General features: G+C 69.5%; 27 protein-coding genes. 10 read left to right on the top strand and 17 right to left on the bottom strand.

From position 1 onward, the window contains the following. Positions 1-190: 190 nt before the first annotated feature. On the top strand, positions 191-370 hold the full coding sequence (locus tag MFF01_RS02650; RefSeq protein WP_238221711.1) for a hypothetical protein: 180 nt from the start codon (positions 191-193) through the stop codon (positions 368-370). 6 nt (positions 371-376) lie between these two features. Here MFF01_RS02650 and MFF01_RS02645 read toward each other — a convergent pair whose 3' ends face one another. The 5 genes from MFF01_RS02645 to MFF01_RS02625 form a co-directional block, all read right to left on the bottom strand. Further along, entirely contained in the window at positions 377-1,117 is a 741-nt protein-coding gene (locus MFF01_RS02645; RefSeq protein ID WP_238221709.1) for a competence/damage-inducible protein A, read from the bottom strand. A gap of 228 nt (positions 1,118-1,345) precedes the next feature. Continuing rightward, positions 1,346-1,522 (bottom strand): DUF3606 domain-containing protein, encoded by a 177-nt coding sequence (locus MFF01_RS02640; protein WP_238221707.1) that lies wholly within the window; start codon positions 1,520-1,522, stop codon positions 1,346-1,348. Between the two features lie 133 nt (positions 1,523-1,655). After that, on the bottom strand, positions 1,656-3,086 hold the full coding sequence (locus tag MFF01_RS02635; RefSeq protein ID WP_238221705.1) for an MATE family efflux transporter: 1,431 nt from the start codon (positions 3,084-3,086) through the stop codon (positions 1,656-1,658). Further along, a complete protein-coding gene (locus tag MFF01_RS02630; protein WP_238221703.1) occupies positions 3,079-4,968 on the bottom strand; it encodes a monovalent cation:proton antiporter-2 (CPA2) family protein in 1,890 nt (629 codons plus the stop codon). The genes MFF01_RS02635 and MFF01_RS02630 overlap by 8 nt, the downstream gene beginning before the upstream one ends. Positions 4,969-5,241: 273 nt before the next feature. Beyond that, positions 5,242-5,538 carry a DUF1127 domain-containing protein gene (locus MFF01_RS02625; protein ID WP_238221700.1) on the bottom strand — a complete coding sequence of 99 codons (297 nt, stop codon included), beginning with the start codon at positions 5,536-5,538 and terminating at the stop codon, positions 5,242-5,244. Positions 5,539-5,661: 123 nt separating this feature from the next. Here MFF01_RS02625 and MFF01_RS02620 point away from each other — a divergent pair, with 123 nt between their 5' ends. From MFF01_RS02620 to thrB, 3 genes are all read left to right on the top strand, one after another. Next, positions 5,662-7,065, top strand: a complete 1,404-nt coding sequence (locus MFF01_RS02620) for an aminotransferase-like domain-containing protein (protein WP_238221698.1) — start codon at positions 5,662-5,664, stop codon at positions 7,063-7,065. Between the two features lie 101 nt (positions 7,066-7,166). Beyond that, positions 7,167-8,168: a 4-hydroxy-3-methylbut-2-enyl diphosphate reductase gene (gene ispH, locus MFF01_RS02615; protein ID WP_238221696.1), complete on the top strand. Its 1,002-nt coding sequence runs from the start codon at positions 7,167-7,169 to the stop codon at positions 8,166-8,168. 84 nt (positions 8,169-8,252) lie between these two features. After that, entirely contained in the window at positions 8,253-9,218 is a 966-nt protein-coding gene (gene thrB, locus MFF01_RS02610; protein WP_238221694.1) for a homoserine kinase, read from the top strand. Positions 9,219-9,276: 58 nt separating this feature from the next. On the opposite strand, the gene MFF01_RS02605 is transcribed toward thrB, so the two are convergent. Continuing rightward, positions 9,277-9,714, bottom strand: a complete 438-nt coding sequence (locus MFF01_RS02605; RefSeq protein ID WP_238221692.1) for a DUF4440 domain-containing protein — start codon at positions 9,712-9,714, stop codon at positions 9,277-9,279. Between the two features lie 151 nt (positions 9,715-9,865). Then, positions 9,866-10,348: a peroxiredoxin gene (locus MFF01_RS02600; protein WP_238221690.1), complete on the bottom strand. Its 483-nt coding sequence runs from the start codon at positions 10,346-10,348 to the stop codon at positions 9,866-9,868. Between the two features lie 156 nt (positions 10,349-10,504). Between MFF01_RS02600 and MFF01_RS02595 the strand changes: the two genes are divergently transcribed. Continuing rightward, complete coding sequence (locus MFF01_RS02595; RefSeq protein ID WP_238221688.1) at positions 10,505-11,113, top strand: YqgE/AlgH family protein; 609 nt, start codon at positions 10,505-10,507, stop codon at positions 11,111-11,113. Positions 11,114-11,174: 61 nt separating this feature from the next. Here the strand turns inward: MFF01_RS02595 and MFF01_RS02590 are convergent, their stop codons facing one another. Beyond that, positions 11,175-12,149 (bottom strand): hypothetical protein, encoded by a 975-nt coding sequence (locus tag MFF01_RS02590; RefSeq protein WP_238221686.1) that lies wholly within the window; start codon positions 12,147-12,149, stop codon positions 11,175-11,177. A gap of 402 nt (positions 12,150-12,551) precedes the next feature. Between MFF01_RS02590 and dnaK the strand changes: the two genes are divergently transcribed. The 3 genes from dnaK to MFF01_RS02575 all read left to right on the top strand — a co-directional run bounded on the left by dnaK (position 12,552) and on the right by MFF01_RS02575 (position 16,559). Beyond that, the gene (gene dnaK / locus MFF01_RS02585) at positions 12,552-14,465 is read left to right on the top strand and encodes a molecular chaperone DnaK (RefSeq protein WP_238221683.1); all 1,914 of its coding nucleotides are present in this window, start codon (positions 12,552-12,554) and stop codon (positions 14,463-14,465) included. A 100-nt stretch (positions 14,466-14,565) separates the two neighbouring features. Further along, positions 14,566-15,732 carry a molecular chaperone DnaJ gene (dnaJ, locus tag MFF01_RS02580; RefSeq protein WP_238221675.1) on the top strand — a complete coding sequence of 389 codons (1,167 nt, stop codon included), beginning with the start codon at positions 14,566-14,568 and terminating at the stop codon, positions 15,730-15,732. Between the two features lie 170 nt (positions 15,733-15,902). Next, complete coding sequence (locus tag MFF01_RS02575; protein ID WP_373319606.1) at positions 15,903-16,559, top strand: class I SAM-dependent methyltransferase; 657 nt, start codon at positions 15,903-15,905, stop codon at positions 16,557-16,559. 115 nt (positions 16,560-16,674) lie between these two features. On the opposite strand, the gene deoA is transcribed toward MFF01_RS02575, so the two are convergent. Genes deoA through MFF01_RS02555 form a run of 4 tightly spaced genes read right to left on the bottom strand, consistent with a single transcriptional unit; the run spans position 16,675 to position 20,022 of the window. Then, positions 16,675-17,985, bottom strand: coding sequence for a thymidine phosphorylase (gene deoA, locus MFF01_RS02570; RefSeq protein WP_238221672.1), 1,311 nt, complete (start codon positions 17,983-17,985; stop codon positions 16,675-16,677). Beyond that, a complete protein-coding gene (gene deoC, locus MFF01_RS02565) occupies positions 17,982-18,710 on the bottom strand; it encodes a deoxyribose-phosphate aldolase (protein ID WP_238221670.1) in 729 nt (242 codons plus the stop codon). The genes deoA and deoC overlap by 4 nt, the downstream gene beginning before the upstream one ends. Continuing rightward, positions 18,707-19,561 carry a purine-nucleoside phosphorylase gene (locus MFF01_RS02560; protein ID WP_238221668.1) on the bottom strand — a complete coding sequence of 285 codons (855 nt, stop codon included), beginning with the start codon at positions 19,559-19,561 and terminating at the stop codon, positions 18,707-18,709. Before MFF01_RS02560 ends, deoC begins: the two co-directional genes overlap by 4 nt. 50 nt (positions 19,562-19,611) lie before the next feature. Next, positions 19,612-20,022, bottom strand: a complete 411-nt coding sequence (locus tag MFF01_RS02555) for a cytidine deaminase (protein ID WP_238221666.1) — start codon at positions 20,020-20,022, stop codon at positions 19,612-19,614. Between the two features lie 107 nt (positions 20,023-20,129). Here MFF01_RS02555 and MFF01_RS02550 point away from each other — a divergent pair, with 107 nt between their 5' ends. After that, a complete protein-coding gene (locus MFF01_RS02550) occupies positions 20,130-20,351 on the top strand; it encodes a DUF2093 domain-containing protein (RefSeq protein WP_238221665.1) in 222 nt (73 codons plus the stop codon). An 87-nt stretch (positions 20,352-20,438) separates the two neighbouring features. Here MFF01_RS02550 and moaD read toward each other — a convergent pair whose 3' ends face one another. The 4 genes from moaD to MFF01_RS02530 form a co-directional block, all read right to left on the bottom strand. Further along, the gene (gene moaD / locus MFF01_RS02545) at positions 20,439-20,690 is read right to left on the bottom strand and encodes a molybdopterin converting factor subunit 1 (protein WP_238221663.1); all 252 of its coding nucleotides are present in this window, start codon (positions 20,688-20,690) and stop codon (positions 20,439-20,441) included. Between the two features lie 44 nt (positions 20,691-20,734). Next, entirely contained in the window at positions 20,735-21,334 is a 600-nt protein-coding gene (gene pgsA, locus MFF01_RS02540; RefSeq protein WP_238222122.1) for a CDP-diacylglycerol--glycerol-3-phosphate 3-phosphatidyltransferase, read from the bottom strand. 69 nt (positions 21,335-21,403) lie between these two features. Then, positions 21,404-23,467 (bottom strand): excinuclease ABC subunit UvrC, encoded by a 2,064-nt coding sequence (uvrC, locus tag MFF01_RS02535; protein WP_238221660.1) that lies wholly within the window; start codon positions 23,465-23,467, stop codon positions 21,404-21,406. A gap of 42 nt (positions 23,468-23,509) precedes the next feature. Continuing rightward, positions 23,510-24,244: a protein phosphatase CheZ gene (locus MFF01_RS02530; protein WP_238221658.1), complete on the bottom strand. Its 735-nt coding sequence runs from the start codon at positions 24,242-24,244 to the stop codon at positions 23,510-23,512. A gap of 241 nt (positions 24,245-24,485) precedes the next feature. On the opposite strand from MFF01_RS02530, the gene MFF01_RS02525 reads away from it, so the two are divergent. After that, a complete protein-coding gene (locus MFF01_RS02525) occupies positions 24,486-25,298 on the top strand; it encodes a L,D-transpeptidase family protein (protein WP_238221656.1) in 813 nt (270 codons plus the stop codon). 79 nt (positions 25,299-25,377) lie between these two features. Here MFF01_RS02525 and MFF01_RS02520 read toward each other — a convergent pair whose 3' ends face one another. Continuing rightward, positions 25,378-26,127 (bottom strand): DUF2076 domain-containing protein, encoded by a 750-nt coding sequence (locus tag MFF01_RS02520; RefSeq protein WP_238221654.1) that lies wholly within the window; start codon positions 26,125-26,127, stop codon positions 25,378-25,380. Positions 26,128-26,298: the final 171 nt, after the last annotated feature.

Here is a 26,298-nt window from a genome sequence, read left to right as displayed (position 1 = left end):
GATCGGGTTCTCGGAGAGAAGGGCTGGACGTCTTCCTAGAACCTAACGTTCGGATGCCGCCTTCACCTATGCCCCCCGGGCAACACCTCCCGGGATTGTTGCGCCGCCACCGTAGCGGCGGATGACAACGGCCGGTTAAGCTCGCCGCGTTATGAGCCGGGTGAACCCCCGAGCCGTGACAGGAGCGACGATGACACGGGATAAACTCGCCGCCGAACTGAAGCGCATCGTGGCCGAGCAGGTCAGCGATATCGAGCGCGCGGTGAAGGACGGCCACAAGACCATCGCGCTGAACGAGATCGCCGCCCTGAACCGTCACCTCAAAGCCATGGCGGCGGCGGTGAAGGCCAAGCCCGCGCTTCGGGCCTGAGGAGCTTCAAGCACCGCGCAGACGCGTGACCAACGCCTCGATGTCGGCTCTGGCCGCGTCGAGGGCCTGCGGGTCCTTGCCCCGCACCACGATCCGGTTGGCGAAACCTGTCTGGGTCATCGACGGATAGGAGCCGATGGACACGCCCGGATGGGCTTTCGCCAAGTCTGCAAGATCTCCCGCATACGTGCCTTCGGGCAGATTGCCGGCCTCGACGGTATGAGAGAGGACGCGGGCGCCGGTTTCCAGGGTGGGACCGATGGAATCGAGCATCGCCTGCATGATCGCCGGCACCCCGGCCATGACGAAGACGTTGCCGAGGCGAAAGCCCGGCGCCTTCGAGATCGGGTTGGCGATGAGGTCGGCACCCGCCGGGATGCGTGCCATGCGCAGGCGGGCCTCGTTCAAGTCCTCGGGCTTGTGCCGCTCCAGCAGCATCGCCTTGGCGCGCGGATCCACGTCGATGGAGACGCCGAAGGCGGCCGCCACGCTGTCGGCGGTGATGTCGTCGTGGGTCGGCCCGATGCCGCCGGTGGTGAAGAGGTAGGTGTTCTCCGCCCTGAGGGCGTTCACGGCGGCGACGATCCGGTCCTGCTCGTCGGGGACGATCCGCACCTCGCGCAGGTCGATCCCCACCGCCGTGCAGTAATCGGCGATGGTTCCGATGTTCCTGTCCTTGGTCCGCCCCGACAGGATCTCGTCGCCGATGACGAGGATGGCGGCGGTGATGGGCGTGGTATCGGTCATGGCGGTCCGTATGCGGCAGGCGTTCCAGCCCGACCTGAGCAGGTTTCGCGGAAGCAGTCGCTGGTTTTGCGACAACAGCCCGCGAAAAGACAAGGATCCCGGCGGGTGAGGCCTCGGTCTGTCGCAGCCTGTCCGCTCGCAGCCGGGCAAGGTCGGCTGCCCTGCACAAAAAAAGGGATGCCGGCATCCGGCATCCCCTCGATCAGACGGCTGGCCCCACGCGGTCGCCTACTTGTGAAAATAGCTCGTCAGGGTCGAGATGCGCGAGCCGACGATGTGGACCGCCTTGCGCAGGCGATCCTCGGACACGCCAAGGCGGGCGGCGAAGCTCGTACGCGCGTGGGTGTCGTAGATGTCGAGGTGGGTCTTCTCGGCGGATTTCGGGGAGATCTGATCGGCGATCATGGTCGAACCCTCAGGGGATGAAATGCTGGCTCCGTACGGTGCCGGAGATTGCAATCTGAACGTCGGCCGAAGGGATTTGTTGCCGATCCCCCCTTCGCCTGCGTCGGTTTTCCACAAGGCCGGTCGAAAGATCTCAGACGAGGACGCCGGTCTGCGCCGGCCCGGCGGCGAGGGACGCGTCCGTCGTCGCTGCCACGGCGTCCGGTACCGCTTCGGAGCGGAGTTGGGCTCGGGCCTCCAGGGTGGCGACCGTGCGGAAAGCGAGGACGATGCCGGCGAGCCCGAAGATCACCGAGCCGACGCCGACGCCCGCGATGACGCCCTTCGGGCCGTAGAGATAGGCCCCCAGGAGGGCCGGCGGAACGGTGCCGAGGGTGGCCCGGCCCCAGTTCAGCAGCGTCGAGTAGAACGGGAAGCCGAGGTTGTTGAACGAGGCGTTCGAGAGGAACAGCAGCCCGGTGAAGAACCACACCCCGCCGCTGACGAGGCAGAAGAAGCCGAACAGCTCGGCGGCCACCCCCTGCAGTTCGAACAGCCGCGTCAGCGGTTCGCGGGCGAGGGTCAGGGCGATCCACACCACCACGACGTAGACCGCCGTCACCAGGGCGCCGTCGCGTAGGACGCCGCGCATGCGGTCGAACCGGCCCGCGCCCCAGTTCTGCCCGAGGATCGGGCCGATGGAGCCCGACATGGCGAACAGGCCGCCGAACGCCACGGGCGTCAGCCGGTCGATGACGACGTTGCCCGCGATAGCGACGGCGCCGAACTTCGCCAGCGCGTGCGCGATGAAGGCGCTGGCGACGGAGGGGGCGAGGTTCGTCAGCACCGCCGGCAGGGCGATGCGGAACACGATCGGCGCATCGGCGACGATGTCGGCCACACGTGGCCGGGCCAGCATCCGGAACCGGCGCACGCCCCACAGGCCGACGAGGGCGAAGGTGGCGCGGGCGACGCAGGTGGTGATGGCTGCCCCGTCCACCCCGAGGCCGGCCCCAAAGATGAGGAGCGGATCGAGGCCGGCGGTGACGAGGGCGCCCGCGAGGGTCACCAGCATGGCCTGCCGGGCCGCACCCACGGCGCGCAGCAGCCCGGAGAACATCATGCCGGGCCCCATGAGCAGGTTCGACGGCAGGGTGATCCAGAGGAAGCGCGTCGCCACCGGCAGGGTCTCGGCATCGGCGCCGATGGCCCCGAGGAATGCCGGCAGGAACGGCAGCATTGCGACGACGAGGACGGCCGAGACGATCAGACCGTGGATGGTGCCGGAGGTGGCGAGCCGCCGGGCTCCGGCCTCGTCGCCCGCCCCGATGGCCCGCGAGACCAGGGCTCCGGCGGCGATCATGAGGCCGATGTTGATGGCGATGGCGAAGAATTGCACGATGGTGGCGAAGCCCACCGCCGCCGTCAGGGTCGGGTCGCCGAGCTTCGACACGTAGAGGAGCGACAGCAGATCGACGACGAACAGCGCCATGAGGCCGATGGAGCCGGTGGCGCTCATCACCACGACATGGCGCAGGATCGACCCGCTGACGAAGCGGGCCGCCGCCGGAGTGAGGTCACGCATCGGCGGGAAGGTCCCGGGCTTCGAGGGTATGGGTGGCGGCCTCGCGGGCCCGGGTGCCGATGATGTCGCGGGTCTCGGCGTTCAGCGCGCGTGACGGGCGGCGTGGTTCGGTGAGGGGTTCGGGCTTGATCTGCGAGATCCCGCGCATCCAGTTCGCCGCGTCCGGCAGGGCGCCCGCCTGCTGCAGGACGAGGCGGGCGACGTCGCGTTTGCGCACGTCCTCCGCCACGGCCGCCGCCGCGTCCGGCGCGACGCCGAGGCCCTCCAGGGTGGCCCGGCCGAAGGCGAGGGCGGAATCCACGGTCTCGCGCAGCTGGAAATCGACGTCGCGGTTCATGAGTTCCACGGCGTGCATGCGGTCGTAGGCCCGCACGTAGGTCCGCACGGTGGCGAATTCCTCGTGCACGATGTCGACGATCTTGAGGGCCGCCTCCGGCTCGTCGACGCAAACGCAAAGCAGCTCGGCCCGGCCGATGCCGGCGGCGCGCAGCACGTCGAGACGGGTGCCGTCGCCGTAGAAGATGCGGAAACCGAAGCGCGAGGCGGAGCGGATCTGCTCCACGTCCTTGTCGATGACCGTGACGCCGATGCCCTCGGCGAGCAGCACCTGGGTGAGGATCTGGCCGAAGCGGCCGAACCCGATGACGAGGACGCGGGCCTCCGTGGTCTCCACCGGATCGAGGGCGAGGTCGGGCTCGGCGCGGCGGCGGGCCAGCGCACTGTCGAGGGCCTTGGCCGCCACGGGGCCGACCAGCATGGTCAGCGCCGCAAGCGCGATGGCGAACCGCCCGCTCGGCCCGTCGATGAGGCCGAGTTCGCCCCCCACGGGCAGGAGCACGAAGGCGAATTCACCGGCCGGCGCCAGGATGGCGCCGCCGCGCACGGCGTCGAGCCAGGGCGAGCCGAACAGGCGGAACAGGCCGGCGACGAGGGCGACCTTGATGAGGATCGCCCCGGCGGTGGCGCCGAGCAGCCATGGCCACTCGGCCTTCAGCAGGCCGCCGTCGATGGACATGCCGACACTCATGAAGAACAGGCCGAGCAGCATGCCGCGGAACGGCTCGATATCGGCTTCGAGCTGGTGGCGGAAGTTCGATTCGGCCAGCAGCACGCCGGCGAGGAACGCCCCCATGGCCATGGAGAGGCCGACATGCTCCATCAGCATGGCGGTGCCGAGCACTACGAGGAGGGCTGCGGCCGTCATCACCTCGCGGGCGCCGCTGGCGGCGAGCAGGCCGAAGAACGGATTGAGGCCGTAGCGCCCTACCAGCACCACGGCGAGGATGGCGGCTCCCACGGTGCCGGTCGATTGCAGGGCGGACAGGAGCCAACCATCGCCGCTGCCGACGCCCGTGGAGGCGAGGAGCGGCATCAGGGCGAGGATCGCCACCACGGAGATGTCCTGGAACAGCAGCACCGCAAAGGCGCGCCCACCATAGGGTGTGCCGAGATCGCCGCGCTCCTCGAGGAGCTGCAGGGCGACGGCGGTGGCCGAGAGGGCCAGCGCGATGCCGATGACGAAGGCGGCAGAGGGCTTCAGGCCGAGCAGGAATCCGATGCCGGCGAGCACCGCCGTGCAGACGAGGAGCTGCGCCGTCCCGAGCCCGAAGATGTCGCGCCGCATAGAGACGAGGCGGGAGACCTGCAGTTCGAGGCCGACGATGAACAGCAGCAGCACCACGCCGAGTTCGGCGACACTGGCCGCCGTTTCGGGTTCGGCGATGAGGGAGAAGCCGAACGGGCCGATGACCACGCCGGCCACGAGGTAGCCCAGCACCGCGCTCTGGCCGATCAACCGGAAGATCGGCACGCCGATCACCGCCGCCGACAGGAACGTCAGCACGGGCGGCAGGAAGCTGACGTGGGTCGCGGCGCTCGCCATGCGGGTCCTTGGCGGGAGAGGGACCGGTTCCGGTCGCAGGGATCGAAACGGTCGCGGGTGTCGGGCCCGGCATCGATCACCGTGCCGCACGGAACGTCCGCACACCACCGATCCCCGCCTTGGGTGGCGGAATGCGCCGGGTGTTTCGTGAACGACCCTTAAACCAGCTCCCCCCGGATCGCCATTCGGGCGTCGCAACCGATTGGCCATCGCGCGCCGCGCCGGTGCGAATCGGCACGTGCGACTGCGACGTTTCATCCCGGCGCCGGGCGGTTATCCGCGCCGGGCGGCCTTGCGCTCGGCCCGCCGGGCGAGGAGCAGGGTCGTGGCGTCACCGTCGTGGGGGAGGGCGGCGGCATCCCACACGTCCTGGCGCGCGAGGCCGATATCCTTCAGCTCGCGCTCGGACATGGCCCCGAGTTGGCGCAGGACGCGCACATTGAGGGCCTGGCGCGAGAGGCCGGCCGCGATCCCGGCCAGAAGCGCGGCGGCGCGGCCGCATGCCCGCCGAAAGAGGGATGGTCGGGTTGGCAGGGTCGCGCCCATCGTCGAAATCGTCGTGCCGGTCATGGCCATGCTCCTGTTGGGTGGCGCGACCATCGGGCCGATGGACTGGCCACGACAGGGACAGTGCCGTACACATTCGTCGAATTGTCCGGACGAAAGGGCCGTACAGATGTGGCAAGCCGACCGATGACGGCCCGTGCACCCGCCGCCCCGACGCTGGTGGAGACGGTGACGCAAGCCATCACCCAGCGCATCGCGAGCCGAAAGCTCGTGCCCGGCGCCCGGCTGCCCTCCGTGCGCAGCTTCGCCGAGGCCATGGGCGTTTCAAAATCGACGGTGGTGGAGGCGTATGACCGCCTCGGCGCCGAGGGCGCCATCGTGGCGCGCCGGGGATCGGGCTTCTACGTCGCCGGCAAGACCCGCCCGCTCTGCCTCAAGGCCGTCGGTCCGGAACTCGACCGGGCCGTCGACCCCCTGTGGATCACCCGTCAATCCATGCAGTCCGGTCCGGATCTGCTCAAACCCGGCTCGGGGTGGCTGCCCTCGTCGTGGATGCCGGACGACGCCATCCGTCGGGGCCTGCGCCACCTCTCCCGCGAGGGGACCCGCAGCCTCGTCTGCTATGACCAGCCCCTGGGGTTCGCGCCCCTGCGCGGCCAGATCGCCCGGCGCATGGAGGAGAAGGGTGTGGTGGCGCAGGCTGACCAGATCCTCCTCATCGATTCGGCGACGCAGGCCGTCGATCTCCTGTGCCGTTTCCTCCTGTCGCCCGGCGACACGGTGGTGCTCGACGACCCCTGCTACTTCAACTACCACGCGCTCCTGCGCGCCCACCGGGTGAACGTGGTCGGCGTGCCGTTCACGCCCACGGGGCCGGATCTGGCGGCCCTGGAGGCGGCCTTCGCGGCGCAACGCCCCCGGTTCTATCTCGCCAACTCGGCCCTCCACAATCCGACGGGGGCGACCCTCGCCCCGGCCACGGTCCACCGGGTGCTGCGCCTCGCCGAGGCGCACGACACTCTCATCATCGAGGACGACATCTTCGGCGATCTCGAATCGGAGCCGGCTCCGCGTCTGGCCGGCTTCGACGGGCTGCAACGGGTGATCCAGGTCGGCAGCTTCTCGAAGACCCTGTCGGCCTCCGTGCGCTGCGGCTTCCTCGCCGTGCGGCCGGACTGGATCGAGCCCCTGGTCGATCTCAAGCTCGCCATGAGTCTGGGCAACGGCCACTTCGCCGCCACCCTCATGCACCGCCTCATCACCGACGGGACCTACCGCCGGCACCTCGCGGAGATTCGCGAAAAGCTCGCCCGCGACCGGGGCCTCGCGGCCCGGCGCCTCGAAGCCTGCGGTCTGACGCTCTGGACCGAGCCGCGCGGCGGCCTGTTCCTGTGGGCGCGCCTGCCCGACGGTCTCGATTCGGCCGAGATCGCCCGCCGGGCCCTCGCCCAGGGCGTCGTGCTGGCGCCGGGCGCGGCCTTCAGCACTTCGGGCGCCGGCACGCCGTACCTCCGCTTTAACGTGGCCCATTGCGCCGATCCGCGCATCTTCTCGGTGCTGGAGCGCGCGATGCAGGGCGGTCCTGCATGACACGCCGTACGCGTTTTGATGCCGGGCCCCGTGTCTCTCGGACGGTTTTCGGCTATGAGCGGTTGACAGGGGCGGCCCAGCCTCGCCACATCCCGGTTATCATGAGCGACGCACTCTCGACGACCCAGACCGCCTCCGTGAACGCGGAGAAGCCCCCTCTGGAGATCCTTCTCTGCGCCCCGCGCGGCTTCTGTGCCGGCGTGGTGCGGGCCATCGACGTGGTCGAGCGGGCGCTGGCGATCTACGGGCCGCCGGTCTACGTCCGCCACGAGATCGTCCACAACAAATACGTGGTCGAGAGCCTGAAGCGGAAGGGCGCCGTCTTCGTGCGCGAACTCGACGAGGTGCCGGACGGCTCGGCCCCGGTGATCTTCTCCGCCCACGGCGTCGCCAAGACGGTGCCCAACAACGCCGATTCGCGTGGCCTCACCACCATCGACGCCACCTGCCCCCTGGTGACGAAGGTCCACCGCGAGGCCGAGATCCATCACAAGCGCGGCCGGCACGTGCTCCTCGTCGGCCATTCGGGCCATCCCGAGGTCGTCGGCACCATGGGCCAGCTGCCCAAGGGCTCCATCACCCTCGTTGAGGATCTCGAGCAGATCGCCGCCCTCGAGCCCGAGAGCCGTGACAACCTCGCCTGGGTGACGCAGACCACCCTGTCGGTGGACGACACCCACCACATCGTCGAGGCCCTGAAGAAGAAGTTCCCGACCATCACCGGGCCGCACAAGGACGATATCTGCTACGCCACCACCAACCGCCAGGAGGCGGTGAAGCAGGTGGCCCCCCTGGTCGATGCCGTGATCGTGGTCGGGTCCTCAAACTCCTCGAACTCGCAGCGCCTGCGCGAGGTCGCCGAGCGCGTCGGCTGCCCCATCACCCGCCTCGTGCTCCGGGCCGAGGAGATCGACTGGGACGCCTTCAAGGACGTGCGTCGCCTCGGCCTCACCGCCGGTGCCTCGGCCCCGGAAGTGCTCGTGGAGGAGATCATCGACGCGTTCGCGGCCCGCTACACCGTCACGGTGGACACGGTCTCGACGGTGGTCGAGGACATGTCCTTCCCGCTGCCGCGCGAGTTGCGCAGCGAAGCCGCCGAATAACCCCGGCCGAACCCGATTCGACCCCCAAGGGCGCCCATCGGCGCCCTTGTGCATTTTGACCCCGAACGTTCGAGCGAACCGCCCGTGGCCGTCTACACCGAGGTCTCCGACGAGGCGTTGACCGCCTTCCTGGCCGCCTACGACATCGGGGGGCTGCTCTCCTACAAGGGCATCGCCGAGGGCGTCGAGAACACGAACTTCTTTCTCCACACCACGGCGGGCTCCTACATCCTCACCCTGTACGAGAAGCGCGTGCGGGTGGACGACCTGCCGTTCTTCCTCAACCTCATGGAGCACCTCGCCACGCGCGGGCTCGCCTGCCCGCAGCCGATCCGCAACCGGGGCGGGGTGGCGCTGGGGGAACTCTGCGGCCGGCCGGCGGTGATCGTCAGCTTCCTCGAAGGCGTCTCGGTCCGTCGGCCGACGCCCGACCAGTGCCGGGCGCTCGGCCAGGCCCTTGCCGGGCTCCACGCCGCCGGCAGCGATTTCGGGATGCGGCGCGACAACAACCTGTCGGTGGCGGCGTGGGGACCGCTGTTCCGTGGCGCCGAGGCTCAGGCCGATGGGGTGTCGCCGGGCTTGGCCGATCGGGTGCGCGGAGACCTGGCCGTCCTCGAAGCCGGCTGGCCGCGCGGCCTGCCCACGGGCGTGATCCACGCGGATCTCTTCACCGACAACGTGTTCTTCATCGGCGACGACCTCTCGGGCCTCATCGACTTCTACTTCGCCTGCACGGACGCCTTCGCGTACGATCTGGCCATCTGCCTCAACGCCTGGTGCTTCGACGCGGACGGCACCTTCCACCACGACCGGGGTGCTGCCCTCATCGCCGGCTACGAAGCCGTGCGGCCACTGACGCCCGACGAGGTCGCGGCCCTGCCGATCCTGTGCCGGGGCGCGGCCCTGCGCTTCCTGCTCACCCGCCTCGTCGACTGGCTGAACGTGCCGCCCGGCGCCCTGGTGCAGCCGAAGGACCCCCTGGAATACGATCGGCGCCTGACGTTCCATCGCGGCGCGACGCGGGCGGAGGATTACGGCCGGGCGGCTTAGCACCGTCTGAGCGCGAACGAACTGATCGGAGACCAAACCGGTTCGACGAGAGGCGGGGTTAGTTCCAGGTGTGCAGCACCGTGCGCCACCCATCGCCCTGGCGCTCCAGGACATTGACCCAGTTCCCGCTGAAGGTCTTCCGGGCGCCGCCATCCCCCGGCCCGGTCGCCTCCCAGCGGCCGCTCGCGATGAGGAGATCACCCTTCGCCCGGGCCGACTGGACCATGATCTTGTGGTCGGCGAAGCCTTTGGCTCGGACGTCCGTGAAATACGCCCGGATGCGCGACGCATCCGCGAGCGGCGCCCCCTTCGCCACCACTTCCGCGTCGGTGCCGTACAGCGTCGTCAGCGTCTCCATGTCCCCGGTGTTGAAGCTCTGATCCCACCGGTCGGCGGCGGCCTGGGCCACGGCCTTCGGGTCGTCCGCACGGGCCGGCGCGGCGAGGGTGAGACTGGCGGCGAGGAGGGCGGCACGGGGATCGAAACGGAAAACCATGGCGGTCTCTCCTGTCGAGATCTCGGATGATTTCGAATCGACAGGATCCGCCCGGTTGTCGACGTTCGAAAGCTTGCTTTGGGATAAGCCGGACAACAAAAAGCCCGGGGTTTCCCCCGGGCACACAGTCTTTCGACGGAGTTGACTCGGCTCAGAGAACCTTGAGCAGCGCCTCGACGCCGGAGAGTTCGGTCTTGGCCGGCGAATCCTCGACGTTGAGGATCCGCACCACGCCGTCCTCCACCAGCATGGCGTAGCGCTGCGAGCGCGGCCCGAGGCCGAAGCCCGTGCCGTCCATCTCGAGGCCCAGCGCCTTGGCGAACTCCGCGTTGCCGTCGGCGAGGAACTCGAGGCCCTCGGCCCCGCTCGCTTGTCGCCACGCATCGAGGACGAACACGTCGTTGACGGAGGTGATCGCCACGGCGTCGATGCCGCGCGCCTTGATCTCGGCCTGCTTCTCCACGAAGCCCGGCAGGTGGTTGCGGTGGCAGCTCGGAGTGAAGGCGCCCGGAACGCCGACGAGCACGACGCGGCGCCCCTTGAAGATGTCGTCCGTGGTGCGGGCCTCGGGGCCGTCCTTGCCGCTGACGCGGAAGGTCACCTGGGGGAGATGGTCGCCAACCTGAATCGTCATGGGTGATCTCCTCGGGGCGTCGGGGCCCTACCTGAAAATCCGTCTATCCCGCGCGTCCGGGGCTGTCGAGGCGAGGGCCGCGCCCATGCACATGCGGCTCCGGTCCGTGACGGTTTGGTTCTTGGACCCGCCGCGGGAGGAGCGTAGCATGGGCGGATGCAGACCCCACCCACCCAGAAGGCCGAGCCCGCCTATCTCGACGGCCAGTTCCTCATCGCCATGCCGGGCCTGACGGATGCGCGGTTCGCGCGCTCCGTGATCTACCTCTGCGCTCACTCGGCGGACGGCGCCATGGGCATCATCCTGAACAAGGCGATCGGCAATCTCAGCATGCCCGATCTCCTGATTCAGCTCGATGTCGCCAAGGAAGCGGACGCCATCCGCCTGCGCGAGCGGGTCGGCCACATGCCGGTGCTCATGGGCGGGCCCGTCGACGCCAAGCGCGGCTTCGTGCTGCACACGGACGACTTCCACATCGACCAGTCGACCCTGATCATCGACGACGGCATCTGCCTCACCGCCACCGTGGACATCCTGCGCGCCATCGCCAACGGCGCCGGCCCGGCCAGCGCCGTCCTGGCGCTGGGCTATGCCGGATGGCAGCCGGGCCAACTCGAGAGCGAGATCCTGGCCAACGGCTGGCTCACCTGCCCGGCGGATCCGGACCTCATCTTCAACACGGCCCTCGAGGCGAAGTACGAGCGTACCCTGCGGGGAATCGGCGTCGACCCCGCCATGCTCTCGGTGAGCGCCGGCCACGCCTGAACCCGGGCAGACGTCGGACTCCGCCCGACACCCGCCGAAGGGATGATCCCTTCGGAATCCCTTACTCCGGAAAACCCGGCGCGCCGCCCGCATCGGGGTTCATGCCCTCGACGGCCGGTTGCGGCTTGCGGCGCGGACGCGGCGCGGCGGCCGCCGTCGGGGCGGCGCTGGCGGTGTTGATGCCCAGCCGCGTGGCGAGCGCCAGGGCACGCCCCTCGGTGAAGCGCAGGTTGCAGAAGCCGTGGGCACCTTCGCGCGCATAGGTCCGGCACAGCTGCTCGCGGTCGGACGAGAACGCCGCCTGCTCGGTGACGATGGGTCGGACATCCTGGCCGCGCGCCCGCTGGGTCATGAGGCGGTAGTTCTCCCGCACCGCCCGGTCGGCCACGCCCCGCGCCGTGTCGAATTCCGCCGCGCGCGGGATCAGGGTGGCGGCACCCGGCCCCCACAGGCCCGTCGGCGCGGCAGCGCAATCGGACGCCGCAACGGTGCAGACCGGTGAGCCGGACAGGGAGGTGACGAGGACACCGCCGTCCACCACCTCGAACCGCAGGGGACAGGCCGCGCCGGCGGCCTCGAAGCGAGCCAGGCCCTCGGGGCGGCCTTCGGCCGTGAGGGTCGCGGGCGCGCCGCCGTTCCACGGCACCGTGCAGCTCTCGCCCGGCGCGGAAACCTTCGTGCCCGGCAGGGTGAGGCGGGCCGTGACGGCGCCGCCGGCCTTTTCCAGCTTCAGGTTGCCGTCGAGCCCGTTGCGCAGCAGCTCCTGACCCATGACGTTGTCCTCGGCCGGGGCCTTGAGGACGACGGGCTGCTTCGGCGGCGCCGGGGCGCGGGGAGCCTCGGCGGCGGGGGCATCGACCGGCGGCGCTGCTGGCGCGTCCGACGGCACGCCCCCCGGCACGCCGCGTGGCGGCACGGGAGGCTTGGCGGCCCGTCCGATCCCGAACAGCTCCTCGAAGAAGTTCTGAGCGCTGGCCGGGGCCGGCATCGCGAACAGCAGCGGTGCGAGAAGAAGAGCGCGGTTGAACGGGGGCATCGAGACTTTCCGGCCGGGAGAGCTTGAGGCGACGATCGGCCTTCCGTCAGCCTACCATGCAGGCCATGGCTTGAACGTGGCGGCGATACAACAAGAGATCCGTGTTGCTCGCCCCAAAACCCGTCCGGGCGGCGCGGATCGGCCAATCGCGAGAAGGGGATAACGCGGGCACGACCGATCCGCTCCGGTTCGCCGCCCCGTTCGCCTTGCGGCCCCGCATCCCCCTTCTTATATCCGGCGGGACGCGGGATTGTGACCCGAGCCTGAGCGTTTCCGACGCCCGGTCCGGTCCCGAACCTGCTCGCCAATCTCAAGTTTCCACCGCCAAGTCTCCACCGCCATGGGCCGAGCTGCTTCGGGGCTCGGCGGTCTGCTTGACCAGCACAACAGAGGGATCCCACCATGGGTAAAGTTATCGGTATCGATCTCGGCACCACCAATTCCTGTGTGGCCGTTATGGAAGGCTCGCAGCCCAAGGTCATCGAGAATGCCGAGGGCGCGCGGACCACGCCGTCCATCGTCGCCTTCACGGACGAGGGCGAACGCCTCGTCGGCCAGCCGGCCAAGCGTCAGGCGGTCACGAACCCCGAGCGCACCTTCTTCGCCATCAAGCGCCTCGTCGGCCGGACCTACGACGATCCGATGACCCAGAAGGACAAGGGCCTCGTGCCCTATTCCATCGTGCGCGGCGACAACGGCGACGCCTGGGTCGAGGCCGACGGCAAGAAGTACTCGCCCTCGCAGATCTCGGCCTTCACCCTGCAGAAGATGAAGGAGACGGCCGAGGCCCATCTCGGCCAGCCCGTGACGCAGGCCGTGATCACCGTGCCGGCCTACTTCAACGACGCCCAGCGTCAGGCCACCAAGGACGCCGGCAAGATTGCCGGCCTCGAGGTGCTGCGCATCATCAACGAGCCGACGGCGGCTGCCCTCGCGTACGGCCTCGACAAGAAGAAGTCCGGCACCATCGCGGTCTACGATCTCGGCGGCGGCACCTTCGACGTCTCGATCCTCGAGATCGGCGACGGCGTGTTCGAGGTGAAGTCGACGAACGGCGACACCTTCCTCGGCGGCGAGGATTTCGACAACCGCGTGGTCGAGTACCTCGCGGCGGAGTTCAAGCGCGAGCAGGGCATCGACCTGACGAAGGACAAGCTCGCCCTCCAGCGCCTGAAGGAAGCCGCCGAGAAGGCCAAGATCGAGCTGTCTTCCGCGACGCAGACCGAGATCAACCTGCCCTACATCACGGCGGACGCGTCCGGCCCGAAGCACCTCGCGCTCAAGCTCAGCCGCGCGAAGTTCGAGAGCCTCGTGGACGATCTCGTCCAGCGCACCATCGAGCCCTGCCGCAAGGCCCTCAAGGATGCGGGCGTCTCGGCCTCCGAGATCGACGAGGTTGTTCTCGTCGGCGGCATGATCCGCATGCCGAAGATCCAGGAAGTGGTAAAGTCCTTCTTCGGCAAGGAGCCCCATAAGGGCGTCAACCCCGACGAGGTTGTGGCCATCGGCGCGGCGGTCCAGGCCGGCGTGCTCCAGGGCGACGTCAAGGACGTGCTGCTCCTCGACGTCACCCCGCTGTCGCTGGGCATCGAGACCCTCGGCGGCGTGTTCACCCGCCTCATCGACCGCAACACCACGATCCCGACGAAGAAGTCCCAGACCTTCTCGACGGCCGAGGACAACCAGAACGCCGTCACCATCCGGGTCTTCCAGGGTGAGCGCGAGATGGCGGCCGACAACAAGATGCTCGGCCAGTTCGACCTCATGGGCATCCCGCCGGCCCCGCGCGGCATGCCGCAGATCGAGGTGACCTTCGACATCGACGCCAACGGCATCGTCAACGTGACGGCCAAGGACAAGGCGACGAACAAGGAGCACCAGATCCGCATCCAGGCCTCGGGTGGTCTCTCGGACGCGGATATCGAGAAGATGGTCAAGGACGCCGAGGCCAATGCCGAGGCGGACAAGAAGCGTCGCGAACTCGTCGAGGTGAAGAACCAGGGCGAGAGCCTCGTGCACGCCACCGAGAAGTCGGTGAAGGAGTACGGTGACAAGGTCTCGGCCGACGACAAGGCGGCCATCGAGACGGCCATCACCTCGCTCCGCACCGCCCTCGATGGCGATGACGTGGAAGTCATCAAGGCCCGCACCACGGACGTGATGCAGGCTTCGATGAAGCTCGGCGAGGCCATGTATGCCGCCAATCAGGCCGGCGAGGCGGGCACCGAGGCCCCGGCCGGCGAGGCCAAGAAGGACGACGTCATCGATGCCGACTTCCAGGAAGTCGATGACAAGGACCAGAAGAAGCGGGCATAACGCACCGCGACGAAGCGCAGGGCCGGAGCGATCCGGCCCTGCACCATGTCTGGTGGGATGACGATGCGATCCGGCGCATCGGGCGACGTTAGGGACGAGTATGTCGAAGCGGGACTATTACGAGATTCTGAGCGTCTCCAAGACCGCGACCGACAGCGAACTGAAGGTCGCCTTCCGCAAGCTCGCCATGACCTATCACCCGGACCGCAATCCGGGGAACGCGGACGCGGAGATCAAGTTCAAGGAAATCAACGAGGCTTATCAGTGCCTCTCCGACGGCCAGAAGCGCGCGGCCTACGACCGCTTTGGCCATGCCGCCTTCCAGCAGGGTGGCGGGGGCGGACCCGGATTCGGCAACGAGTTCGGCGACTTCATGTCAGATATCTTCGACAATTTCTTCGGCGACGGCCGGGCGGCACCGGGCGGCCGGGCGGCCGGCGGCGCACGTGGCGGTTCGACCCGCGAGCGTGGGGCCGACCTTCGCTACAATCTCGAAATCTCCCTCGAGGAGGCCTTCGCCGGCAAGGCGGAGACCATCAAGATGGCGACCGCCGTCACCTGCGAGACCTGCTCGGGCACCGGCGCCAAGGCGGGCTCGAAGCCGCGTCCGTGCCAGACCTGCGGCGGCTACGGCCGGGTCCGGGCGGCGCAGGGCTTCTTCGCCATCGAGCGCACCTGCCCCAACTGCCACGGCCGCGGCGAGGTGATCGACGACCCGTGCGGCACCTGCTCGGGCGCCGGCCGCGTCACCCGCGAGCGGACCCTGTCCATCAACGTTCCCGCGGGCGTCGACGACGGCCTGCGCATCCGGCTGGCCGGCGAGGGCGAGACCGGCCTACGCGGCGGCCCGGCCGGCGACCTCTACGTGTTCCTCTCCATCAAGCCGCACGAGTTCTTCCAGCGCGACGGGGCCGACCTGTTCTGCCGGGTGCCGATCAACATGGTGACGGCGGCTCTCTCGGGCGAAATCACCGTGCCGGTCATCGACGGGTCGCAGACCCAGGTGCGGATCCCGGCCGGGACCCAGACGGCCAAGCAATTCCGCATCAAGGGCAAGGGCATGCCGGTCCTGCGCTCGCGCGACGTCGGCGACCTCTATATCCAGGTGTTCGTCGAGACACCCCAGAGCCTGACCAAGCGCCAGCGCGAGCTGTTGCAGGAATTCGGCCAGTCTGCTTCGGACGAGAACCATCCCGAGAGCGCCGGCTTCTTCTCAAAGGTGCGGGACTTCTTCGACGGGTTCGGCGGCGGCGCCGCGCGCCAGTGACCGCACACCGGGATCGAACGGCGCTGCGCCTGGTTATCGATGTGGCCGGGCCGCATCGCTCGGCCGAACGCGGGGGCCCGCCGCTTCACACGTCCGTTGTCAGCTTGACTGTCCGCGGCCATCGGCGTCTAGCCTTTCCCACCCAATCCGCGATCTGAGGGTCCAGGGTCTTGCCGCCGCTCCGCCGTCCGAGAACCAAACTCAAATCCACGTCCGCTGCCCTGGACGTCGCACCCGGCGCCGTGCGGCCCCGGCGCGATCCCCTCGAGGACGAAGCCCGCTTCCTGCGCTCGTGGTTCGAGCGGCCCCTGGTCACCGGCTCGGTGACGCCGTCGGGTAAGATGCTCGCCCGCACCATGGCCTCCTACGTCGATCCCCGGACGCCCGGTCCGGTGATCGAACTCGGCCCGGGCACCGGCCCGGTGACCGAGGCCCTCGTGCGTCGGGGCATCGAGCAGGAACGCCTGGTCCTCGTCGAGTACAATCCGGACTTCTGCCGCCTGTTGCGGACCCGGTTTCCCCGCGCCACCATCGTCCAGGGCGACGCCTACGACATCACCGCCACCCTCGGTGCCCTGGTGCGGGAAAAGGCGGCCGCCACGGTGTCGAGCCTGCCCCTGTTCACCAAGCCCCTGGAACAGCGCCTCGGCCTCCTCAACGCCGCCCACGCGATGATGCATGCGGGCGCGCCCTTCGTGCAGTTCACCTACGCGGTGGTGCCGCCGATTCCGGAGCGCTGCGACGCCGGCACCTACACGGCGAGCCGCTCCAACCGCGTCTGGCTCAACCTGCCGCCGGCCCGCGTATGGGCCTACCGCCGCCCCTGAGAGCTGGTTAGAAGGGCTCAGCCCTTCACGGGTCCAGGCAGAGCTGTGGAAAGACGGTCGGGCTCTGCCCGAGACCCGCCGAAGGGATGATCCCTTCGGTATCCCGGAATCGTCGTCAGGCGATCCGGTCGCGCAACGAAGCGTTCGCCCCGCCCGGGGCCGGGCCGATCGTGTAGGCCGCGCGCAGGGCCGCCTCGGCGGCATCGGCCGCCGCCGCATCGCGGGCGTGGATCACCCCCAGGGGCCGGTCGGGACCCACCGCGTCGCCCGCGCGGGCGAGGCCCGTGAACCCCACCGCCGGATCGATGCTGTCCTGCGGCCGCGTCCGGCCCCCGCCCAGACTGATGACCGCGAGGCCGATCGCCCGCGTCGACACGCGGCCGACGTAACCGGATTCCGAAACCGTCACCGATCTGACGATCTCGGCCCGCGCGAGGTGGCGTTCCGGGTGATCGGCCAGATCGGCGGGGCCGCCCAGCGCCGTCACCATCCGCGAAAAGACCTCCCGGGCGCGCCCCGAATCGAGGGCGGCGGTCAGGCGTTCGCGCGCGGCGGGCAGGTTCGCCGCGAGGCCGCCCAGCACCAGCATCTCGGCCCCGAGTTCGAGGGTGATGGCGTGGAACGCCGGCTCGCGGGCACGTCCGGCGAGGTAGTCCAGGGTGTAGGCCACCTCGAGGGCGTTGCCGGCGGCGGAAGCCAGGGGCGAATCCATGTCGGTGACGAGGGCCACGGTGTTCAGGCCCGCCCCGCCCGCGACGCCGACGATGGCCTCGCCGAGGCCGCGCGCCGCGTCGAGCGTCTCCATGAAGGCGCCTGACCCCACCTTCACGTCCATGACGAGGCCGCCGAGGCCGGCGGCGAGCTTCTTCGACAGGATCGACGCGGTGATGAGGTCGAGGGATTCCACCGTGCCGGTGACGTCGCGGATGGCGTAGAGGCGGGCATCGGCCGGGGCGAGGTCGGGGGTCTGGCCGATGACGCAGCAGCCGACCTCCGTGGTGACGCGCCGGAACCGGTCGAGATCCGGGCGGACGTCGTAGCCCGGAATGCTCGCGAGCTTGTCGAGGGTGCCGCCCGTGTGCCCGAGGCCGCGCCCGGTGATCATCGGCACGTAGCCGCCGCAGGCCGCGACCATCGGGGCGAGGGCGAGGCTCACGGCATCGCCGACCCCGCCGGTGGAGTGCTTGTCGAGGACCGGGCCGGGCAGGTCCCATTCGAGAACCGTCCCGGATCGCATCAGGGCCTCGGTCAGGGCGACGCGCTCGGGCAGCGACAGTTTTTGAAAGAACACCGCCATGGCGAAGGCCGCCGCCTGCCCCTCGGTGACGCGCCCGTCCATGAGGCCGGCGACGAAGGCCGCGATCTCGGTCGGATCGATTTCGCGCCCGTCGCGCTTGGCCCGGATCGTTTCCTGCGGCAGCGTCATGGTGCGGGCTCCAGGGCGGTGACGATGGCGGCGTGCAGGGCACTCGTGCCGATCCGGAAGGTGTCGGGGCTCGCCCAGTCGGGACCCATGATCCGGTCGGCGATGGCGAGGTAGAGGCCGGCATCGGCCACGGTCCTGATCCCGCCCGAAACCTTGAGGCCCCGGCGACCGTCCGCCGCCTTGAGGGCGTGCAGCATGATCTCGGCCGCCTCCGGGGTCGCCGACACGGCGGTCTTGCCCGTGGAGGTCTTGATCATGTCGGCGCCCGCCGCCAGGGCGAGGCGGCTCGCCGCGGCGATGAGATCCGGCGTCTCCAGCAGTCCGGTCTCGAGGATCACTTTGAGGCAGGCCCCGCCGCAGGCGGCGCGAACGGCCTCGACCATGGCGCGGGCCGCCTCGGGGCGGCCGTCGCGCAGGGCGTGGTAGGGCAGCACGAGGTCGATCTCCTCGGCCCCGTCCGCCAGGGCTTCGCGGGTGTCGGCCACGGCCCGCATCGTGTCCTCGCCGCCGCCGGGAAAGTTGATCACCGTGGCGACGCGGACGCTCGAGCCGGACAGCGCGCGGGCCGCCTGGGCGACGAAGCGCGGCCAGACGCAGACGGCGGCGACGCCGCTCGCCCGGGCCGCTCCGCACAGGGCGGCAATGGCCGCTTCCGTGCAGGCGTCGCTCAGGTCGGTGAGGTCGAGGAGCGGCAGGGCGCGCCGGGCGATGCGGGCGTCGGTCATCGGGAGGGCTCCGGCAGCAGGCTCACGAAGCCTTCGGCGAGGCGGGCGAGATCGGCGGCGCTCCGGGCGGCCATCGCCTTGGTCTCGGCGTGGTGGGGATCGCCGCCGCCGATGCCGGCTGCGAGGTTGGTGACGACGGAGACCGCCGCCACGGGCAGTCCGAGGAAGCGGGCGAGGATCGTCTCCGGCACCGTGGACATGCCGACGAGATCGGCGCCGAGAATCCCGGCCATGCGGACTTCCGCCGGCGTCTCGAAGCTCGGGCCGGAAAACCAGGCATAGACGCCCTCCGGAAGGGGCAGGGCGCAGGCGCGGGCCGCCGCGTGAAGCTTTTCCCGCAGGCCGGCGTCGTAGGCGCCGACCATGGGGACGAACCGGCCGTCGCTCGTCTCGCCGATGAGGGGGTTCAAGCCCGACAGGTTGATGTGGTCGCACAGCGCCACGAGGTGTCCCGGGCCGGTCTCCGGGCGTAGCGAACCCGCCGCGTTGGTGAGCAGCAGGGCGCGGGCACCGAGGGCCTTCGCCACGGCGAGGGGCACCCGCATGGCGGCGGGGTTCCCGGTCTCGTAGGCATGCGCCCGGCCCTCGAACAGGAGGACGCGGCGCCCGCCGAGATGGCCGGCGTGAAGACGGCCGCCATGCCCGCTCACCCCCGGCTCGGGGAAACCGGGAATGTCGGCGTAGGGCACGCTCGCGGCCTCGGTCAGGCGTTCGGTGAGGACGCCGAGGCCGGTTCCCGTGACGAGGGCGCAGGCGAACGGGCCGCCGAGCCCCCGTGCCGCGAGGAGATGCGTCGCCGCCGCAATCCGGGCATCGGTCTCAGAGTGCCTCACGAAACGCCCGATCACCATCGGCTCCTCGTCTTGGCACGGCAGCGTAGCGGGCGTTTTGTGAGAGACACTCAGGCATCGCCGCTCAGGTTTTCCGGTCCGAACGAATCGGGCAGCAGGGCGCCGAGGGTGAAGCACGCCCGCACCCCGTCCGGGTCGGCCACATGGATCGGAGCCTCGGACGCGGCGAATTCGCGGATGCGCTGCCGGCAGGCGCCGCACGGCGTCACGAGGCCGGGCCCGGGCCCCATCACCAGCACGGCGCTAATCCGGCGCCCGCCCCCCGCCATCATGGCGGCGATGGCCCCCGCCTCGGCGCAGGTGCCGACGGGATAGGCCGCGTTCTCGACGTTGCAGCCGGCATAGATCCGGCCGTCCGTATCGCGCAGGGCGGCTCCGACGGAAAAGCCGGAATAGGGCGCATAGGCGTGCGCGCGGGCGGCGCGCGCGGCCTCGAACAGGCTCTGGAGATCGGGGTCCATTCGCAATCCTTGGCACCGATCCGGCCGCCCTGTCGAGGGATCATCGACAGGGCCGCCCGTGCCTCCTAGAACGCTGGGAACGGTGCGATGCGAAGGGACTGACGACGATGCTGGGCCGGTTTGAACGCAATGCCTCGGGAGAGGCGACGGTGGAATATGGCGACGGCACCATGCGGGTGGTGAAGCCCGGCCGCTTCGTGCGCTGTGCCGTGACGGGCGTACCCATCGACCTCGATGCCCTGCGCTACTGGAGCGCCGTGCATCAGGAGGCCTATGCCAGCCCTGAGGCGGTGCTGCAGCGCCTGCGCGAGCGCGCCGTCGAGGCTTAAAGTCTCTCTCAAGAAACATCCCGCTGCGCCGCTGTGTCCGGAGCGAGGACCGGCCGTGATCGGGAGTTCTTTGAGGCACTCCGAGCCTCAGCCACCGGTCATCGGCGGAAAGAACGCGATCTCGGCGGCACCCGAGATCGGCGCATCGGGCTTGGCGTGGACCCGGTCGATGGCGACGCGAACCACCCCTTCGCCCTCGAACGCATGGGCGTATTCCTCGCCCCGGCCACGCAGCCACGCGAGCAGGTCGGACACGGTGGCGAGGCCCGCCGGCAGGTCCACCACCTCCTCGGCCTTGCCGACGCGTTCGCGCACCCAGGCGAAATAGACGAGCTTCATGGGTCGGTGCCCTTCTGCGTGGTCCCGCCGGTCCCGGACGGGCCTCAGCGCGGATCGTCGATGACGTGCTTGATGCCCGCCCGCATATAGTCCCACCCGGTGTAGAGCGTGAGGGCCGCGGCGATCCACAGCAGGTAGGTCCCGGTCTGGATGGTGCCGGGTAGGATCGTCTCGCCGGCCGGCCCCGCCACGAGGAAGCCGATGGCGATGAGCTGCAGGGTGGTCTTCCACTTGGCGACCCGGCTCACGGGCACGCCGACTTTCAGTTCGGCGAGGTACTCGCGCAGGCCCGACACCAGGATCTCGCGGCACAGGATGACGATGGCGGCCCACAGGGTCCAGCCATGGATCGTGGCGTCGGCCGCGAGCATGAGGAGGCAGGCGGCCACCAGCAGCTTGTCGGCGATGGGGTCGAGCATCCGTCCCAGCGCCGAGGACTGGTCGTAGGTCCGCGCCACGTAGCCGTCGAGATAGTCGGTGATGGCGGCGAGGATGTAGACGCCGAGGGCCGCGAACCGGGCGGTGTTCTCGAGGGGCCAGTACAGCAGGGCCACGACGACGGGCACCGCGACGAGCCGCCCGTAGGTCAGGCAGTTCGCGAGCGTCCAGGCCGGCGAACGGCGGCGGGTGGGGGTCGGCTCCATCGGCGCGGTGAAACCATGCGGCGGGGTGGGGGTCAACCGCTGTGCCTCGCTCATGCTGGGACGGCGCCCTCAGGCTTGTGCGTGAAAGAAATCGTAGACGGCCCGCGCCGTGGCGGCGTTGACGCCGGGCGTCTTCGCCAGATCCTCGAACGCGGCCCGCTGGATCGCCTTCACGGTGCCGAAATGGTGCAGGAGCGCGCGTTTGCGCGTCGGGCCGATGCCGGCGATCTCGTCGAGGGGGTTCTTCACCATCTCGCGCTTGCGCTTGGCCCGGTGGGTGCCGATGGCGAAGCGGTGGGCTTCGTCGCGCAGGCGCTGAACGAAGTACAGGGTCGGATCGCGCGGCGGCAGCTTGAACGGCGGGCGGCCCGGCACGAAGAAGGTTTCGCGTCCGGCATCGCGGTCGCGGCCCTTGGCGATACCGACCAGCGCCACGTCGGTGACGCCGATCTCTTCCAGGGCCGTGCGGGCGGCATCCAACTGGCCCTTGCCGCCGTCGATGAGCACGAGGTCGGGCCAGGCCGGCATGATTTCGGACTCCGCCTCCGGCGCGGCGGCTCCGGCCGGGGCGTCGGCGGCGTCCGTCGTGGACGGGTCGCGCGGGTTCTCTTTCACGAGGCGCTTGAACCGGCGCTGCAGCACCTCGCGCATCATCCCGTAATCGTCGCCCGGCGTCAGTTCCTCGGACTTGATGTTGAAGGTGCGGTAATGGGTCTTGGCGAAGCCCGTCGGCCCGGCGACGATCATGCCGCCGACGGCGTTCGTGCCCATGATGTGCGAGTTGTCGTAGACCTCGATGCGTCGGGGCGTCGCGGCCAGACCGAACGACTGGCCGAGCGCCACGAGGAGCTTGCCCTGCGAGGCGGTGTCGGCGAGGCGCCGCCCCAGGGCCTCCTTGGCGTTGCGCTGGGCGTAGTCCACGAGGTTCTTGCGCTCGCCGCGCTGGGGCTGGTGGATGTCGACCCGGTATTCCGTGCGGCTCGACAGGGCGGCGGCCAGCAATTCGGCATCCTCGATGGGGTGGGACACGAGGACGAGGCGCGGCGCCGGCTTGTCGTCGTAGAATTGGCCGATGAACGAGGCGAGAACCTCGTCGGCCGTCATGGAGCGGTCGGCCTTGGGGAAGTAGGCGCGGTTGCCCCAGTTCTGGAAGTTGCGGAAGAAGAACACCTCGATGCAGAACTGCCCGGCCTGCTCGTCGAGGGCGAACACGTCGGCCTCCTCGACCCCTTGCGTGTTCACGCCCTGCACGCCCTGGATCGCCGAGAGCGCGGCGATGCGATCGCGAAAGCGCGCCGCCCGCTCGAACTCCATCACCTCGGAGGCCGCCTGCATCTCCTCCCGCATACGGTCCTTCACGGCGTTGGACTTGCCGGCGAGGAACGCCTTGGCGTTCTCGGCGAGCGCCTGATACTCGGGCAGGGGGATCTCGGCGGTGCACGGGCCGGCGCAGCGCTTGATCTGGTAGAGCAGGCAGGGCCGGGTGCGGTTCTCGTAGTAGCTGTCCGTGCAGGTGCGCAGGAGGAACGCCCGCTGCAGGGCGTTCACCGTGCGGTTCACCGCCCAGACGTTGGCGAAGGGCCCGTAATACGAGCCCTTGCGCCGTCGCGCGCCGCGATGCTTGACGATCTGCGGCGCTTCCGAATCCGCCGTGACGAGGATGTAGGGGAACGACTTGTCGTCCCGCATCAGCACGTTGAAGCGGGGTTTGAGCTGCTTGATGAGGTTGGCTTCGAGGAGCAGCGCCTCGGTCTCGGTCTGGGTGGTGACGAACTCCATCGCCGCCGTCTGCGAGATCATCCGGGCGATGCGGTTCGAATGGGCCTGTCCACGGGCATAGGAGCCGACGCGGGCCTTCAGGTTCTTCGCCTTGCCGACGTAGAGCACGTCGCCCTTGGCATCGAACATCCGGTAGACCCCCGGCCCCGACGGCAGGGTGGTCCAGAAGCGCCGGATGATCTCCGTGCCGGCCTTGACCGCCCCTTCCTCGAAATCGAAATCGATTTCGGGGGCGTCGTCGGCCGGAGCGAGTTCGGAGGCGTCGTCCGCCTCCTCCATCTCGTCGAGGTCCTCGGGCGGAACGTCGTTCAGGCTTCGGCCGGATGCGGTCTCTCGGCTGCTCTCGCGGTTCATGGCGCTGATTTAAGCCGCGCCGATTCCCGAGGGAAGGGGCGATCAGTCGAACAGCGCGTCGATGTCGCCCTGATCCACGTGGCCCGCGTCGCCGTCGAGCTTCGGTCCGTTGAGGAGGGAGTTCTCGTCGTCGATATCGATTTTGCCGCCGCTGATGCCGAGGGCGTCGGAGAAGGTATCCAGGCCGCCCCAGGCTTCGATCATCCGGTCGAGGTGCTCCTCGATGAATTTCAGCACGCCGACGATCTTGTGGATGCGCTGGCCCGTGAGATCCTGGAAGTTGCACGCCTCGAAGGCAACGACCACGCGGTCCAGGATGGCGTCGATGTTCTCGCGGCCCGCCATGGTGGTGGTCATGGCGCGCAGCATGCTGGCGTTGGTCTCGATCTCCTCGATGGCGCCGAGGATCGTGCTCGTCGCCTGCTCGGTGGAATCGACCACGGCGTCGAGCTCGCCCGCCACCCGGCGCATGCCCTTGCCGGTGTTCTCGGACCGATACAGCGTGGCGATCTCGAGCTTGGTGCGGGTGATCGCCTCCTTCATCACGTCGAGCTCGGAGCGCATGGCCAGGGCTTCGCTCAGCTCCTTCCGGCAGGCTTCCATGGTCTCGACGGTACTCGTCTGGGTGGCCCGCCGCAGATCCTGAATCGCAGACAGGATCTCGTCGAGGCGGGGGTCGTTCACCGTCGCCGCGTCGGAGGACACGACCGCCACCGGCGCCGGTGCGCTCACGGCCAGGCCGAGACTGTCTTCGATGCGGTAGCGTTTCGTGGTCATCGGTCTGGTCGAGTCCGCAAGAGGTCGGCTGGTGTACCCTCGGTCAAACTGATTGCCATTTCTTGAATGCCGCAACGAATGCGCAACCTTTACCGCGCGTTCACGCTGAATCGTCGTCGCGGCCCCCGGCGGCCGGTTTCCTGAAGGATTCACCACGTTCCTTCACCGGACACGGGTCCTTCGGCCCCGATCCTCCCGGCATCCGGACCCGTCGCGGCCCCGGAACTCGGAGGGAAGGATCATGCGGATCGAAGCGTGCGTGGCCGGGCTGGTCCTGGTCGTGGGGGCCCTGGTGGCGGGGGGACCGGTCGAGGCCCAGACCGCCGGGCGCTACGGCGGCGGCTTCATCGAGTTCCTCATGAGCGGTGCGCCGGCCCCGGCCGAAGGCCCGGTCATGCGCCGCGAGAGGGCGGAGCCGCCGCGCCGCCTGTCGTCCGGCGACCGGGTCCCCATGACCGTGCTACAGGCCGATCCGAACCCAGTCGAGACGGCGCCGGCGCGTGTCCGCCTCGCCGCCCTTCCGCAGGCCGCCGTTCCGGAACCTGTGGCCGCGTATGCCCGGCCCGAGGCTCAAGCCCTGCCCGAGGGACCTGCCATTGGCCGTGCGTCCGATCCGCGCTTCGCCCGCCAGGTCGTGGCCTACGACGGCGGGCGGCCTCCCGGCACCATCGTGGTGGATACGCCGGCGAAGTTTCTCTACCTCGTCCAGCCGGGCGGACGGGCGATCCGCTACGGCATCGGCGTCGGGCGGCCGGGCTTTGCCTGGTCGGGCCTCAAGACCATAAGCCAGAAGCGGGAATGGCCGGACTGGACCCCGCCCGCCGAGATGATCCGGCGCCGTCCCGACCTGCCCCGGCATATGTCGGGCGGCCCGTCCAATCCCCTGGGGGCCCGCGCGCTCTACCTTGGATCGTCGCTCTACCGGATCCACGGCACCAACGAGCCGCATACCATCGGTCAGAACGTCTCGTCGGGCTGCATCCGGATGATGAACAAGGACGTCATTGACCTCTACGAGCGCACCCCCGTCGGCACGCGCGTCGAGGTGCTCTGATGCGAAATGGCCGGCCCCCGAGGGAGCCGGCCCTTTCTGTAAGACGTCTCGTCCGCCCGGAGGCGGGCGCTGCTGCCGATCACACCCAGTCGTCGTCGCCGCCGCCGCCGAGGTCGCCGCCGAAATCACCGCCCGCATCGTTGTCGAACGAGGCGTCCTGGAAGTCGTTGCCGCCGCCCAGGGCCGCGCCGAGATCCTGGTTGTTCGTGTCGGAACTGAAGAAGTTGTTCTCGGTGATATTGCCGCCGCCGCCAAGGCCCGCCGCGGCGGAGCTGCCGAGGGAGGAATGGCCGCCCGCGAAGGCGTTCGAAAGGGCACTGCCGAGCAGCATGCCGCCGGCGGCACCGGCCGCCATGGGAAGCGCGGTCGCCATGAAGCCGCCGCCGCGGGCGGGCGCTGCCTGCTGGCCGCCCCACGGTCCTCCCTGAGGACCACCCTGCGGCGGGCCACCGTAACCGGGCTGCTGCCCATAGCCGCCCTGCTGCCCGTAACCGGGCTGTGGTTGCCCCTGGTTGCCCCAGGGCTGTCCCGCCGGACGGGCGGGCTCCTGCCGCTGCGAGCTGCCGCCGCCGAAGATGCTCGACAGGAAACCGCCGCCGCCCTGAGGCTGCTGCTGGCTCGTCTGACGCGCCTGTTCGAGCTGCTGGTTCAGGCTCTTGATCGCCTCTTCCTGCACGTAGATGAGCTGCGCCATCGCGTAGGGGGCGTAGGGCTGGTTGCGCAGCTTCTCGGCGATGAAGCGCTCAGCCTCCAGATCGCGGGGCTGGTTCGCCGCCTGCTCGAGACGCTGGAAAATACCACCGATGACGTCGCGTTCTTCGCTGTTCATGGAGTCGTCCTCCTGGGCCAAGCCGGCGGCGTCTGCACCGCACGCGCGGTCCACAGATGGGGGCCGCCTTCGGCTATTGTCAGGGGGTCAACGCAAACTCTGCCGTTCGGGATGCATCACCCTCGTTCGGATCGGTGCTCAAACGGAAAGAGCCCGGCCTTTCGGCCGGGC

Origin of the sequence: Methylobacterium adhaesivum (assembly GCF_022179065.1) — a bacterium.
GTDB lineage: Bacteria > Pseudomonadota > Alphaproteobacteria > Rhizobiales > Beijerinckiaceae > Methylobacterium > Methylobacterium adhaesivum.
This window is presented reverse-complemented; position numbering and strand designations above follow the sequence as displayed.

Bases quoted from the DNA above. Each gene is read 5' to 3' on its own strand.
- MFF01_RS02650 (WP_238221711.1), top strand. From the start codon at position 191: ATGACACGGGATAAACTCGCCGCCGAACTGAAGCGCATCGTGGCCGAG.
- MFF01_RS02645 (WP_238221709.1), bottom strand. From the start codon at position 1,117: ATGACCGATACCACGCCCATCACCGCCGCCATCCTCGTCATCGGCGAC.
- MFF01_RS02640 (WP_238221707.1), bottom strand. From the start codon at position 1,522: ATGATCGCCGATCAGATCTCCCCGAAATCCGCCGAGAAGACCCACCTC.
- MFF01_RS02635 (WP_238221705.1), bottom strand. From the start codon at position 3,086: ATGCGTGACCTCACTCCGGCGGCGGCCCGCTTCGTCAGCGGGTCGATC.
- MFF01_RS02630 (WP_238221703.1), bottom strand. From the start codon at position 4,968: ATGGCGAGCGCCGCGACCCACGTCAGCTTCCTGCCGCCCGTGCTGACG.
- MFF01_RS02625 (WP_238221700.1), bottom strand. From the start codon at position 5,538: ATGACCGGCACGACGATTTCGACGATGGGCGCGACCCTGCCAACCCGA.
- MFF01_RS02620 (WP_238221698.1), top strand. From the start codon at position 5,662: ATGACGGCCCGTGCACCCGCCGCCCCGACGCTGGTGGAGACGGTGACG.
- ispH (WP_238221696.1), top strand. From the start codon at position 7,167: ATGAGCGACGCACTCTCGACGACCCAGACCGCCTCCGTGAACGCGGAG.
- MFF01_RS02605 (WP_238221692.1), bottom strand. From the start codon at position 9,714: ATGGTTTTCCGTTTCGATCCCCGTGCCGCCCTCCTCGCCGCCAGTCTC.
- MFF01_RS02600 (WP_238221690.1), bottom strand. From the start codon at position 10,348: ATGACGATTCAGGTTGGCGACCATCTCCCCCAGGTGACCTTCCGCGTC.
- MFF01_RS02595 (WP_238221688.1), top strand. From the start codon at position 10,505: ATGCAGACCCCACCCACCCAGAAGGCCGAGCCCGCCTATCTCGACGGC.
- MFF01_RS02590 (WP_238221686.1), bottom strand. From the start codon at position 12,149: ATGCCCCCGTTCAACCGCGCTCTTCTTCTCGCACCGCTGCTGTTCGCG.
- dnaK (WP_238221683.1), top strand. From the start codon at position 12,552: ATGGGTAAAGTTATCGGTATCGATCTCGGCACCACCAATTCCTGTGTG.
- dnaJ (WP_238221675.1), top strand. From the start codon at position 14,566: ATGTCGAAGCGGGACTATTACGAGATTCTGAGCGTCTCCAAGACCGCG.
- deoA (WP_238221672.1), bottom strand. From the start codon at position 17,985: ATGACGCTGCCGCAGGAAACGATCCGGGCCAAGCGCGACGGGCGCGAA.
- deoC (WP_238221670.1), bottom strand. From the start codon at position 18,710: ATGACCGACGCCCGCATCGCCCGGCGCGCCCTGCCGCTCCTCGACCTC.
- MFF01_RS02560 (WP_238221668.1), bottom strand. From the start codon at position 19,561: ATGGTGATCGGGCGTTTCGTGAGGCACTCTGAGACCGATGCCCGGATT.
- MFF01_RS02555 (WP_238221666.1), bottom strand. From the start codon at position 20,022: ATGGACCCCGATCTCCAGAGCCTGTTCGAGGCCGCGCGCGCCGCCCGC.
- MFF01_RS02550 (WP_238221665.1), top strand. From the start codon at position 20,130: ATGCTGGGCCGGTTTGAACGCAATGCCTCGGGAGAGGCGACGGTGGAA.
- moaD (WP_238221663.1), bottom strand. From the start codon at position 20,690: ATGAAGCTCGTCTATTTCGCCTGGGTGCGCGAACGCGTCGGCAAGGCC.
- pgsA (WP_238222122.1), bottom strand. From the start codon at position 21,334: ATGGAGCCGACCCCCACCCGCCGCCGTTCGCCGGCCTGGACGCTCGCG.
- uvrC (WP_238221660.1), bottom strand. From the start codon at position 23,467: ATGAACCGCGAGAGCAGCCGAGAGACCGCATCCGGCCGAAGCCTGAAC.
- MFF01_RS02530 (WP_238221658.1), bottom strand. From the start codon at position 24,244: ATGACCACGAAACGCTACCGCATCGAAGACAGTCTCGGCCTGGCCGTG.
- MFF01_RS02525 (WP_238221656.1), top strand. From the start codon at position 24,486: ATGCGGATCGAAGCGTGCGTGGCCGGGCTGGTCCTGGTCGTGGGGGCC.
- MFF01_RS02520 (WP_238221654.1), bottom strand. From the start codon at position 26,127: ATGAACAGCGAAGAACGCGACGTCATCGGTGGTATTTTCCAGCGTCTC.